Raw genomic sequence first — 11,926 nt, 5'->3', positions numbered from 1 at the left:
TTGTCCGGATGATCAGAGGGATGGCGAAGGTTCTGATCGCGGAGCCGTCGGCCGATGTGCGCGCGCTCCTCGAACGGGCGATCGTCCGTCTCGGCCACGAGCCGGTCGTGCACGACAGCAGCCGCTCCGGCGAGGACGCTGTCGACGTCCTGCTGCTCGAACCCGCCTTCAACAACGGCGTCGAGCTGGCCTGGGAGCTGCGCAGCTCCCAGCCCGAGCTCGCGATCGTCATCTGCAGCATCTTCCCGCCGAGCCGCGAGCTGTCGGAGCTGGCGCCGGTCGCGCATCTGCTGAAGCCGTTCCAGCGCGACGCGCTCGAAGACGCGCTCACCGCCGCCGTCGCGGCGACCGCCTGACAAGGTCGTCTACGCCGCCGCCGGCGGAGTCGGGGGCGTGGTCGGAGGCGCCGCGCTCGGGGCGGGCGCAGGCGCGGGCGGCTCGGCGGCCGCGGCGGGCTGCGCGGGCGCCTCGTCCGCTCTCGGGTTTCTGCCGGGCGTCTTGAGCGCGTCGGCAGCGGCTCTCGCCTTCTCCTTGAGGCTGCCTCTGCCTGTCGCCGCGTCCTTGACCTCCTGCAGGTCCTCCTTCAGGGAGTCCATGCCGCCGCGTCTCTCTATCGCCTGCTTGGCCTTCTCGGCCAGCTTGTTGAACTTCACCGGTCCTCCTGTCCGTCTCGGGTTGGCGTCAGTGCCCCGAGGATACGAACTACCCGAACGGACCCCGATTCAGGCCAGCCGGGCGGCCAGCGCCCGCGCTCCCATGTGGGCGACCGCCTGGATCGACACCTGCGGGTTGACGCCCGGCGCGCTCGGGAAGGCCGAGCCGTCGAGCACCCACAGGTCGCGCACGTCCCACGTCTCGCCGTTCGGCGCGACCGCGGAGGTCGCGGCGGCGCCGCCCATCCGCGCCGACCCCATGATGTGGAAAGAGGCGTATTGCGTCCGCCCGGCGCCCCAGCCGCAGGCGTCGACCGCGCGCAGGAACTCGGCGCGCGCCGCCTCCGCGCCGCCGTTGGTCCCCGGCTCGTAGGCGACGAGGCGCGACTGCGAGGAGAAGATCCGCCGCGCGCCGGCCGCCTCGTGCATCCGCGCTGCGCCCTCGACGCCGGTCCGCATGTGCGCGAGGTCGCGGCGCGACAGCGCGTAGCGGACGAGCGGCTCGCCGTCGCGGCCGACGCGCACCTCGCCGCCGTCGCGGTCGCGCAGCAGCACGCCGAACGCGACCGAGCTGGAGAGCGCCTCCATCAGCTCGTGATGCTGGCGGCGGGAGCGCCACGGGAAGAACGGCACCGCCAGGTGCGGCAGCGCGGCGGCGGTCTCGTACTTGACGCCGTAGCCGTCCCCGTCGAGGTCGCGGTGCTGGTCGGAGTAGAGCGCCTGCATCGTCCCCTCCCACGGCCGCAGCTCCTCGTCGTAGACGCCCCAGACCGCGGTCGCCGGGTGCAGCTTGAGGTGCTTGCCGAGGTGCTGGTTCTGCAGCCCGGAGCGCATCAGCAGCGCGGGCGTGTGGAGCGCGCCGCAGGCGGCGACGACCGCCCGCGCCCGCACCGTCAGCTCGCCGCCGCCGGCCGTGCGCGCGCGCACGCCGCGGGCGCTGCCCTGCTCGATCACGACCCGCTCGACCTTCGTCCCGACGAGCAGCCGCGCGCCGCTGTCGGCGGCGTCGCGCAGCCACGTCTTGACGACCGACTGCTTCGCGCCGAGGCGGCAGCCGAGGCCGCAGCGGCCGCACTGCTCGCCCATGTCGCAGCGGCCGTCGACGTTGCGCGGCATCGCGTCGACGTGCCAGCCGAGCGCGAGCGCCCCGGCGCGCAGCTTGCGGTCCCGCGACGACGGCTCGTTGTGCTCCTGGTTGACGCCGAGCCGCGCGACGACGGCGTCGAGCGAGGCGCCGTAGTCGTCGCTCGTGAAGGCGGGGACGCCGTGGGCGGCCCACTCGGCGCGCACGTCGTCGGGCGTGCGGAACGAGGTCGAGTAGTTGACGACGGTGCCGCCGCCGAGGCAGGCGCCGGCGATCAGCGCGACGCCCTGGTCGTGGGTCGCCGTCGGCGAGCCGGCGTAGAACTGCGTCAGCGCGCGCAGCTCGCCGCCGTCGAAGTCCTCGTCGTCCCAGTAGCCGCCGGCCTCGATCACGATCACGTCGAGCCCGGCCGCGCTCAGCACGGCGGCCGCGACGCCGCCGCCGGCGCCCGAGCCGACGATCGCGACGTCGCACTGCAGCGTGGTGCCGGCGGCCGGCTCGGCGAGCGGTCTGAGCGCCTTCGGCGGCGCGTCCGCCGGCGGGCCGGGCGGCGCCGGCAGGCCGAGCGTCGCCCACGCCGGGTTGGCCGTGCCGTCGCGCGCCGGCAGCGCCCAGTACATCAGCAGCGCGCCCTTGCGCAGCGCCTGGAAGGCGGCGCGGCGCTGCGGGATGCGACTGTCGCACCACGACAGCAGCGCCTGCTCGCGGCGCTCCTGCGGCAGCGCGCTGAAGCGATTCCAGCCGTGGCCGATCGCGTACGTCAGCGGCGCGCTGTCCCAGGCGCTCAGCAGCTGCTTCAGCTCGCGCCGCGCCGCCGGCCGCGGATCGCGCGCGACCAGCGCGACGACCGCCTCGGGCACGCCCAGCTCGGTTGCGCTCGGCAGGCCGTCCCCGGCCGGGCAGAGGGTGTCGCAGATCGTGGCGAGCGCGCGCCGCTGGCGCGCGGACAGCGTCAACTGCTGCATCGTCATGCTCCTCCTCGCGGGCTTCGCGAGCCTACATGAAGGAGGAGAGGCCGCCCCACCGGTCCGAGTACGACCTCCGTGCACTCGGACCGGCCGTCCCGGGGCGTCGCCGCAGAGTAGTCCTCTTACGGTGTGAATTCAGGATGGGTCGCGCGCGAGCACCGGTCGCAGCGGGATCCGCGCCCGCACCAGCGTGCCCTGACCGCTCTCCGCGGCGATCTCCAGCGCCCCGTCGAGCGCCTCGACGCGCTCGGTCGCGGAGGCGAGCCCGATGTGGCCGTCCAGCGGCGCGCGCCGCAGCCGCGAGGGGTCGAGCCCGCGGCCGTCGTCGGCGACCTCGAGCTGCAGCTCGGCCGGCGTCGCCCGCACGCGCACGGTCACGTTGCGCGCCTCGGCGTGCTTGGCGACGTTGATGATCAGCTCGCGCGCGAGCGAGAACAGCAGCTGGTCATGCCGGCCGCCAGCGGCGTCGGCGTCGACCTCGACCTCCCAGTCGAAGCCGGCGCGGCGGCCGGCGTGCGCTGCGACCGCCTCCAGCGCCGCCGCCAGCCCGGCGTGGTCGAGCGCCGCCGGGTAGAGGTCGAAGACGGCGTCGCGCAGCTGCTCGATCGTGCGGTCGAGCCCGTGCTGGACGAAGCCGAGGTCGACGTTGCCGCCGGCCAGCTCCTGGCGCGCGGCGAGCAGGTTCTGGACCGCCTCGTCGTGCAGCGCGCCGGCCAGCCGGCGGCGCTCGCGGTCCTCGGCGTCGAGCGCCTGCGCGACCAGCCGGCCGCGATCGGCCGACAGCCGCTCGACCTCGTCGGCGCGGCGCGCCAGCAGCCGCGACAGCAGCACCGCGACGATCCCCATCCAGACGAGGTAGACCGCCTGCGTCAGCTCGAAGTCGCCGGCGCCGGTCGTCGGATACAGCAGCGCGATCCCCAGGTAGGAGAGCACGACGACGAGCGATGCCGCCGCCGTCAGCGGCGGCCGCAGCAGCAGCGCCGCGCCGATCGGCAGCAGGAAGAAGGCGTAGCGCAGCTGCGAGAAGGGGCCGCCGGAGGTGTAGGTGAGCGCCCACAGGAAGGCGATGTCGAGCAGCGCCAGCAGCTGCACCGGCGGCTGCCGGCCGCGGCCGCGCCAGGCGATCAGCGCGACCGCGACCGCGTAGACGGTCGCCGCCGCCAGCAGCGGCCCGAACGGGTCGCTGCGCGGGCTGGGGTGCGCGACGAGCCGCTCGCCGAGGTAGATCGCCGGCAGCGCCGAGAGGCGGATCAGCGCCCAGATGCGGACGCTCTCGCCGCGGCCCCTGCCGCTCATTCCAGCAGGCCGCGGCGCATCGCCTCGGCGACGGCGGCCGCGCGGTCGGAGACGCCGAGCTTCTCGTAGAGGCTCTGCAGGTGGCCCTTGACGGTCGCCGGGCTGAGGTGGATGAGGCGGGCGATCTCCGGCGCGCCGCGGCCGGCGGCGACGTGGCCGAGCACCTCGCGCTCGCGCGGCGTCAGCAGCGGGCGGTCCTCGACCTGACGCGAGCGGACCTCGGCGGCGATCCCGGCCTGCGCCTCCGGCGAGAGGACCGTCTCGCCGCGCGCGACGGCGGCGATCGCGTCGCCGATCTGACCGCGGTCGGCCTCCTTCGAGAGGTAGGCGGCGGCGCCGGCGCCGACCGCCTGGAAGACGATCGAGCTGTCGAGGAACGCCGACAGCAGCAGCACGCGGGTCGGCAGCTCGTCGCGTCTGACGGCGGCGACGACCTGGAGGCCGTCCAGCTCGGGCATCTTGACGTCGATCACGGCGACGTCGGGCCGCAGCTCGCGGATCGCCTCGAGCGCCGCGCGGCCGTCGGCGGCCTCGCCGACCAGCTCGAACTCGGGCCGTTCGCGGATCGTCCGCACGATCGCCTCGCGGAAGAGCGGATGGTCGTCGGCGACGAGCACCCGCACGCGGGGTGGGGAAGCGCTCACGCCTGCGATTGTGGCATGGGCTCTCAGCTCGGCCCGTGCGCACCGTCGCGGCGCAGCAGCGCGCCGGCGGCCGCCGGGTCCTGCGGGCGCCCGAGATGGAAGCCCTGGACGTGCGTCACGCCCTGCTCGCGCAGCAGCTCCAACTGCTCGGGCGTCTCGACGCCCTCGGCGGTCACGAGCAGGTCGAGGCCGCGCGCGAGCCCGACGATCGCGGTCACGATCGCGTTCGCGTCGGGGTCGACGCCGAGCCCGGCGACGAACTCGCGATCTATCTTGATCGCGTCGATCGGCAGCCGCCGCAGCCGGCCGAAGCTGGAGTAGCCGGTGCCGAAGTCGTCGAGCGCGATGTGGACGCCGAGCGCGGCCAGCGCCGCCAGCGAGCGTGCCGCGAGCACGTCGTGGTCCAGCAGCGCGGTCTCGGTCACCTCGACGATCAGCAGCTCGGCGCTCAGCTCCGTGGCGGCGAGCGCCCGCTCGACGCGCGCCGGCAGCTCGGGGTCGAGCAGCTGCCGCGCCGAGAGGTTGACGGCGACCGTCACCGGCGTCCCCTGCTCGGCCCAGCGGCGCGCCTGCGCGGCAGCGGTCCGCAGCGCCCACTCGCCCAGCTCGACGATCAGGCCGGTCTGCTCTGCGGCGGGGATGAAGCGCGCCGGCGAGACGCTGCCGAGCTGCGGGTTGTCCCATCGCATCAGCGCCTCGAACGCGACGACGCGGTCGCTGGCGAGGTCGAAGACCGGCTGGTAGAGCAGTCGCAGCTGCTCCCGCGCGAGCGCCCGCCGCAGCTCGCCGTGCAGCTTCAGCCGCTCGTTCGCGCGCTGGTGCAGCTCGTGGCTGTAGACGCGCGTCGGGACGCCCGCGCGCTTGGCGTCGTAGAGCGCGTTGTCGGCGCGGCGGATCGCCTCCTCGGCGCTGACGCCGGCGTCGGCGAGCGCGATCCCGAGCGTCGTCCCGACCGCGTGCTCGCCGCTGGCGGGATGGACGAACGGAGCGTCGAGCGCACCGTGCAGCCGTTGGGCGAGCCGCAGCGCGCCGCCGGCGGTGATGCCGTCGGCGACGACGACGAACTCGTCGCCGCCGAAGCGCGCGACGGTGTCGCCGGGCCTGACGGCGGCGGCAAGGCGGCCGGCGACCTCGCGCAGCACCCAGTCGCCGAGCTCGTGGCCGAGCGAGTCGTTGACGAGCTTGAAGTCGTCGAGGTCGCAGAAGACGACGGCGATCTCGCTGCCGGTCCGCTGCGAGCGCGCGAGCGCCTGCGTGAGGCGGTCGACCAGCAGCGCGCGGTTCGGCAGGCCGGTGAGCGTGTCGCGCGTGGCCAGCCGCTTCAGCTCCGCATGGACACGGTGGCGCTCGATCGCGACCGCCGCCAGCCGGCTCGACTGGCGGATCAGCCGCAGCTCGCCGGCGGAGGGCTTGCGCGGCGCGTCGTAGTAGAGCGCGAAGGTCCCGAGCACCTCGCCGGAGGCGTCGAGCACGGGCGCCGACCAGCAGGCGCGCAGGCTGTGGTCTCTCGCGAGCTGGCGAAAGGCGCGCCAGCGCGGATCGTGCTCGATGTCGTCGACGATCACCTCCCTGCCGTGGTAGGCGGCGGCGCCGCAGGAGCCGACCTCGGGCCCGACGACGCTGCCGTCGATCCCCTCGACGTAGCTGCGCGGCAGGCTCGGCGCGGCGCAGTGGCCGAGCGTCCGCGTCTCGGCGTCGAACAGCAGCACGGTCCCGATCATCCCGTCGGCGTGGCGCTCGATGCCGCGCACCAGCCGCGTCAGCACCTCCCCCAGCGGCGCCTCCGCGAGCATCAGCTCGTGGACCTCGTGGTGGGCGGCGAGCAGATGCTGCGCCCGCCCGAGGTCGAGCAGTCGAGCATGCTCCTGATTGATCAGGAGCGCTTGGCGACGATTGCCCGTCGCGCCGTGTCCCGCGGCGTCCCCCACGCACGGAATGATCGACGAATGTGGCGCACTGCGACAGCAGCTCGCCTGCCTTGGCGCATTTGAACGCTTTTCGTAGCTTTTGCCACCCTCCGACCGGAGGGGGTTCGATCGGAGGGGGCGAACCCCTCGCAGATCGGGTCGCCCGGTGCCTGCTCACGACGCTCGCGAGCAGCGATATTGATTGCACGCCGGTGGGGCAACGCGTCGGGGCCTGACGCGCCACCGGCGCCTCCAAGGCCACGCGGCGCGCCGGCCCCATCTCTGACTCCCGGCGCGCCGCGCGGGCCTCTGGCCCGCGACACGTGGCCCCGTCAAGTTTGAGAAGGAGCCGGTTCCAGACGATGCGCAGTCCCTCGACGTTCGGTCGCGACACCGGCCTCCAGGTCCGGATGATCCTCACGATCTTCCTGCTGGGAGCCGTCTATGTCGTGCTGATGGCGGCCGTCGCCGCCTCCGGAGTCGGGATCGGCGCCGCGGTCGCGATCGCGGGCGGCCTCTTCGTCGTCCAGCTGTTCGCCTCCGACAAGCTCGCGCTGCGGGCGATGCACGCGAAGGTCGTCTCGCCGCAGGAGGCGCCCGAGCTGCACGCGCTGATCGAGCGCCTCTGCATCCAGGCCGACCTGCCGAAGCCGAAGGTGGCGATCGCGCAGACCTCGGTCCCGAACGCCTTCGCGATCGGCCGCACGCGCAGAAGCGCGACGGTCTGCGCGACGACCGGGATCTTGGAGCTGCTGGAGCCGCACGAGCTGGAGGGCGTGATGGCCCACGAGCTCGCGCACGTCCAGCACCGCGACGTGATGATCATGACGGTCGCCTCGTTCTTCGCCTCGATCGCCGCGTTCATCCTCCAGTGGGGCTTCCTGCTCGGCGGCAACAACCGCGAGAGCCCGGGGATCCTGCCGCTGATCGCGATCTCGTTCGCCGTCTACGGCGTCTCCTTCATGCTGATGCAGATGCTGTCGCGCTACCGCGAGTACGCGGCCGACCGCGGCGCCGCCGTCATCACCGGCCGCCCCAGCGCGCTCGCCTCGGCGCTGATGAAGATCTCCGGCTCGATGAGCCGCGTGCCGCAGCGCGACCTGCGCGCGGCGAGCGAGATGAACGCCTTCTTCATCCTGCCGGCGTCACCACGCAGAGCGGTCGCCGGCCTGTTCGCGACCCATCCGCCGCTCGACAAGCGGATCGCGGCGCTCGCCCGGCTCGAGTCGCAGTTGCAGGGCACCGACCTGCCGCCGGCGCGCGGCTACCGCGAGCTGACGCGGCCGTAGCGTCCGGCGGGCGACGCGCTCGTTCGCGCGCCGCCCGCCGTTGACGTCAGAACGCGCTCAGGAGTATCTCTGCGCGAGCGGGTGCAGCAGGCTGAAGCTGGTGTCGTAGAAGTAGCCGACGCTGATGCAGGCCGTGCTCGACGTGCACGAGATGCCGTTGACCGCGGCGGCGTCGAAGACCGACGGGTTCGGCGTCGAGACGACCGTCCACGGCGTCCACGTCTGCGAATAGCTGCGCTGCTTGCCGGCGCTGTCGATGTAGTAGCCGACCGCGTTGCAGGTGGTGCTGGTCGTGCAGGAGACGCCGATCAGCGCGCTGCCGGTCGACCCCGCAGGGGCGCTGGCGAGCGTCTGCTCTGCCCAGCCGGTGCCGTTCCAGCGCTCGGCGACGGCGAAGACGCTGGTCGCGTTGGTCGCGTAGCCGACCGCCGTGCAGGCGCTGGCGGAAGTGCAGGAGAGGCCGCTGATGAAGGTCGCGCTGGCGCCTCTGGGCGTCGGCACCGACTGCAGCGTCCACGTGCTGACGCCGTTGTACGCGGCGGCCGTCGGGAACGGCGTGTTGGTTCTGTCGAGGTAGCTGCCGACGACCTCGCAGGAGGTCGTCGAGGCGCACGTCACGCCGCTCAGCGCGGTGCCGGTCGAGCCGGAGACGAGCGGGACCGTCTGCAGCGCCCAGCTGGTGCCGTTCCAGGTCGCCGCCAGCGGCTGCTGCACGCCGCTTCTGTCGACGTAGCCGCCGACCGCGAGACAGTAGGTGCTCGTCACGCAGGCGACGCCGCTGAGCTGGCTCGACTGCGCGCCCGACGGTCTCGGGAACGTCTGCAGCGCCCACGCGGTCGTCCAGCGCTCGGCGAGCGCCCAGGTCGACGAGCCGTCGTCGTAGTTGCCGACGGCGGTGCAGGCGTTGCTGGCCGAGCAGCCGACGCCGTCAAGCGCGCTGCTGACCGTCCCAGCCGGCGGCGTCGCGGCCGTCTGCTGGCTCCAGGTCCCGCTGCTGTAGCGCTCGATCAGCGCCGCGCCGTCGGTGCTGCCGACGGCCTCGCAGTTGGTCGACGCCGTGCACGACACGCCGCTCAGCCCGCTGGCTGAGGCACCCGACGGATCGACCGGCGTCGACGCCGACCAGGTCGCTGCTGACGCGGCCGACGGTGCGAGCGCCGCAACAGCGGCGGCAAGCACGGCGACGCCAAGGCTCCTACGCCTCATCTCTTCCCCCTTCGATCAAGTTTCCCGCCGCGCGGAAGCGGCGGGCTCTCCCCGAAATCCGCGGCAGCATAGCGGACCTGAACGAGGATGTTCAAATGACCAGCTCTAGGGAACTTCGACGCTGCACGAACCGACACTGCGGTCGGTTCGTGCAGGCGCAGTGGCGACGCGTCAGTCGCCGAGGATGAGGCCCAGCCGGCGCTCGAGCGCGCCACCGAGGACGGTCCGCACCGGACCCTCCTCGAACCGCTCGACCAGCTCGGCGAGGAAGCCCTCGATCACGAGCCGCTTGGCGACCTCGTCTCTGAGACCGCGCGAGCGCAGGTAGAACAGCTGGTCGGCGTCGATCTGGGCGATCGCGGCCGCATGCGTGCAGCGCACGTCGTTGGCCTGGATCTCGAGGCCCGGGATCGCGTCGGCGTGCGCTCGCTTGGACAGCAGCAGGTTGCGGCTCTCCTGGAAGGCGTCGGTCTGCTGCGCGCCGGGATCGACGATGATGTTGCCGCGCCAGACGGCCTCGGAGCGACCCTGCAGGACGCCGCGGAAGGCGAGGTCCGAGGTCGTGTGCGGAGCGGCGTGCTCCTGCGTCGTGTCGTAGTCGATGTGCTGGCGCTTGTGGCTGGCGTAGGCGCCGGTCACTCTGCCGTCGGCGCCGGGGCCGGCCAGCTTCGTCTCGCTGCGGACCTTGCCGCGTGCCGAGCCGAAGCCGAGCGAGACCCAGTCGAGCACGCCGTCGCGGCCGACCTCGGCCCGCTGCGTGCCGAAGATCCAGCTCTTCTCCGACAGGTTCTGGCCGTTGACGAAGCGCAGCTTGGCGTTGTCGCCGACGACCAGCTCGACGACCGCGTTGAGCAGCGTCTCGCGGTCTTCGCCGGCCGACAGGTACTGCTCCCAGACCTCGGCCTCGGCGCCGTCCTCGAGCACGATCAGCGTGCGCCAGGCGAGCGCGCTGCGGTCGGCGTCCTGGACGGCGGTGACGAGCACCGGCCGCTCCAGCACGACGCCGCGGCGGATGTGCACGAACAGGCCGCCGGCGAAGGCGGCGTCGTTGCGCGCGACGAACGCGTCCTGCGCGCTGACGATCGTGCCGAGGTGCTGCTCGACCAGCTCCGGCTGCTCGGCGGCGGCCCGCTCCAGCGTCGTGATCGTGACGCCGTCGGGCAGGTCGCCGTCGACCTGCACGCTCGTCGCATCGACCTGCGTGACGACGATCGGCTGCTCCAGCCCGACGAACAGCGCCTCGGCGCCGGCCGCGGTCGCGGCGGCGTCGCCGGTCGCGTCGGGCGCGACCGCGTACGCGGCCAGGTCGAGCGCGGAGATGTCGGTGAACTCCCAGCCCGGTCTGCCCTTGTAGGTCGGCAGCTCGAGCTGCTCGGAGAGCGCCGTGGCGCGCTCGCGGCGCGCCGTCAGCCAGCCCGGCTGCGTGGTGGCGATCGCAGAGGCCATCAGCCGATCGACCCTTCCATCTGCAACTCGATCAGGCGGTTGAGCTCGACGGCGTACTCCATCGGCAGCTCCTTCGCGACCGGCTCGATGAAGCCGTTGACGATCAGCTTCGACGCCTCTTCCTCGCTGATCCCGTGCGACTGCAGGTAGAAGATCTGCTCGTCGCCGATGTTCGAGACGGTCGCCTCGTGGCCGACGTCGACGTCGTCCTCGCCGATGCGGATCGTCGGGTAGGTGTCCGAGCGCGACTCCTCGTCGAGCAGCAGCGCGTCGCAGACGACCTTCGACTTGGCGCCGTGGGCGCCCTTGGCGACCTCCAGCAGGCCGCGGTAGGAGCCGCGCCCGCCGTCCTTCGAGATCGACTTCGCGAAGATGTTCGAGGTCGTGTTCGGCGCGACGTGGACGATCTTGCCGCCGGCGTCCTGGTGCTGGCCGGCGCCGGCGAAGGCGATCGAGAGGATCTCGCCGTGCGCCCGCTCGCCCATCAGGTAGACGGACGGGTACTTCATCGTCAGCTTCGAGCCGAGGTTGCAGTCGACCCACTCGACGGTCGCGTCCTCGTAGGCGACCGCGCGCTTGGTGACGAGATTGAAGACGTTCTGCGACCAGTTCTGGACCGTCGTGTAGCGGATCCGTGCGCCTCTCATCGCGATCAGCTCGACGACCGCGGAGTGGAGCGAGTCGGACGAGTACGTCGGCGCCGTGCAGCCCTCGACGTAGTGCACGTAGGAGCCCTCGTCGGCGATGATCAGCGTCCGCTCGAACTGGCCCATGTTCTCCGTGTTGATGCGGAAGTAGGCCTGCAGCGGCATCTCGACTCTGACGCCCGGCGGCACGTAGACGAACGAGCCGCCCGACCAGGTCGCGCTGTTGAGCGCGGCGAGCTTGTTGTCATTGGCCGGGATGACCGTGGCGAAGTATCTCTTCACCAGCTCCTCGTGCTCACGCAGGCCCGAGTCCATGTCGACGAAGATCACGCCCTGCTTCTCGAGGTCCTCGCGCACCTGGTGGTACACGACCTCGGACTCGTACTGGGCGCCGACGCCGGCGAGGAATCTGCGCTCGGCCTCGGGGATCCCGAGCCGATCAAAGGTTCTCTTGACGTCCTCCGGGACGTCGTCCCACGAGCGCTCGGCACGCTCGGAGGCGCGCACGAAGTAGTGGATGTTGTCGAAGTCGACCTCTCTGAGCATCGGCGAGCCCCATCTGGGCATGTCGTGCGCGAAGAAGTGGTCCAGCGACTTGAGGCGGAACTCGCGCATCCACTGCGGCTCGCTCTTGAACTCGGAGATCTTCTCGACGATCTCTCTGTTGATGCCCTTCGGCGCCTTGTAGAGGTAGTTCTCGGCGTCATGGAAGCCGAAGCGCTCGGTGTAGTCGGCGTTGATGCCCTTGAGCGCTTCCTGCTCGGCGATGACTTCGGGGGTGGCCAT

At 72.4% G+C, this 11,926-nt stretch carries 10 protein-coding genes; 2 read left to right on the top strand and 8 right to left on the bottom strand.

What is annotated here, in order from left to right; all coding sequences use genetic code 11:
• The first annotated feature begins 20 nt into the window (after window positions 1-20).
• Window positions 21-356, top strand: a complete 336-nt coding sequence (locus Q7L73_RS03290; protein ID WP_304686254.1) for a hypothetical protein — start codon at window positions 21-23, stop codon at window positions 354-356.
• A gap of 9 nt (window positions 357-365) precedes the next feature.
• Here Q7L73_RS03290 and Q7L73_RS03285 read toward each other — a convergent pair whose 3' ends face one another.
• From Q7L73_RS03285 to Q7L73_RS03265, 5 genes are all read right to left on the bottom strand, one after another.
• On the bottom strand, window positions 366-653 hold the full coding sequence (locus Q7L73_RS03285) for a hypothetical protein (protein WP_304686249.1): 288 nt from the start codon (window positions 651-653) through the stop codon (window positions 366-368).
• 69 nt (window positions 654-722) lie between these two features.
• A complete protein-coding gene (locus Q7L73_RS03280) occupies window positions 723-2,702 on the bottom strand; it encodes a GMC family oxidoreductase N-terminal domain-containing protein (protein WP_304686244.1) in 1,980 nt (659 codons plus the stop codon).
• 138 nt (window positions 2,703-2,840) lie between these two features.
• Entirely contained in the window at window positions 2,841-4,001 is a 1,161-nt protein-coding gene (locus Q7L73_RS03275) for a sensor histidine kinase (RefSeq protein ID WP_304686240.1), read from the bottom strand.
• A complete protein-coding gene (locus Q7L73_RS03270) occupies window positions 3,998-4,645 on the bottom strand; it encodes a response regulator transcription factor (RefSeq protein ID WP_304686234.1) in 648 nt (215 codons plus the stop codon). Before Q7L73_RS03270 ends, Q7L73_RS03275 begins: the two co-directional genes overlap by 4 nt.
• A 23-nt stretch (window positions 4,646-4,668) precedes the next feature.
• Window positions 4,669-6,573 carry a bifunctional diguanylate cyclase/phosphodiesterase gene (locus tag Q7L73_RS03265; RefSeq protein WP_304686228.1) on the bottom strand — a complete coding sequence of 635 codons (1,905 nt, stop codon included), beginning with the start codon at window positions 6,571-6,573 and terminating at the stop codon, window positions 4,669-4,671.
• A gap of 341 nt (window positions 6,574-6,914) precedes the next feature.
• Between Q7L73_RS03265 and htpX the strand changes: the two genes are divergently transcribed.
• Complete coding sequence (gene htpX, locus Q7L73_RS03260; protein WP_304686222.1) at window positions 6,915-7,841, top strand: zinc metalloprotease HtpX; 927 nt, start codon at window positions 6,915-6,917, stop codon at window positions 7,839-7,841.
• Between the two features lie 57 nt (window positions 7,842-7,898).
• Here htpX and Q7L73_RS03255 read toward each other — a convergent pair whose 3' ends face one another.
• The 3 genes from Q7L73_RS03255 to sufB form a co-directional block, all read right to left on the bottom strand.
• Window positions 7,899-9,047, bottom strand: coding sequence for a hypothetical protein (locus Q7L73_RS03255; protein ID WP_304686216.1), 1,149 nt, complete (start codon window positions 9,045-9,047; stop codon window positions 7,899-7,901).
• A gap of 171 nt (window positions 9,048-9,218) precedes the next feature.
• Window positions 9,219-10,493, bottom strand: a complete 1,275-nt coding sequence (gene sufD / locus Q7L73_RS03250) for a Fe-S cluster assembly protein SufD (protein ID WP_304686210.1) — start codon at window positions 10,491-10,493, stop codon at window positions 9,219-9,221.
• The gene (gene sufB, locus Q7L73_RS03245) at window positions 10,493-11,926 is read right to left on the bottom strand and encodes a Fe-S cluster assembly protein SufB (RefSeq protein WP_304686205.1); all 1,434 of its coding nucleotides are present in this window, start codon (window positions 11,924-11,926) and stop codon (window positions 10,493-10,495) included. Before sufB ends, sufD begins: the two co-directional genes overlap by 1 nt.

Source organism: Conexibacter sp. CPCC 205762 (genome assembly GCF_030646155.1).
In the GTDB taxonomy this organism is placed as follows: domain Bacteria; phylum Actinomycetota; class Thermoleophilia; order Solirubrobacterales; family Solirubrobacteraceae; genus Conexibacter.
This window is presented reverse-complemented; position numbering and strand designations above follow the sequence as displayed.

Coding starts and splice junctions, on each gene's coding strand:
- sufB (WP_304686205.1), bottom strand. CDS start 11,926: ATGGCCACCCCCGAAGTCATCGCCGAGCAGGAAGCGCTCAAGGGCATC.
- Q7L73_RS03255 (WP_304686216.1), bottom strand. CDS start 9,047: ATGAGGCGTAGGAGCCTTGGCGTCGCCGTGCTTGCCGCCGCTGTTGCG.
- Q7L73_RS03290 (WP_304686254.1), top strand. CDS start 21: ATGGCGAAGGTTCTGATCGCGGAGCCGTCGGCCGATGTGCGCGCGCTC.
- Q7L73_RS03280 (WP_304686244.1), bottom strand. CDS start 2,702: ATGCAGCAGTTGACGCTGTCCGCGCGCCAGCGGCGCGCGCTCGCCACG.
- Q7L73_RS03275 (WP_304686240.1), bottom strand. CDS start 4,001: ATGAGCGGCAGGGGCCGCGGCGAGAGCGTCCGCATCTGGGCGCTGATC.
- htpX (WP_304686222.1), top strand. CDS start 6,915: ATGCGCAGTCCCTCGACGTTCGGTCGCGACACCGGCCTCCAGGTCCGG.
- sufD (WP_304686210.1), bottom strand. CDS start 10,493: ATGGCCTCTGCGATCGCCACCACGCAGCCGGGCTGGCTGACGGCGCGC.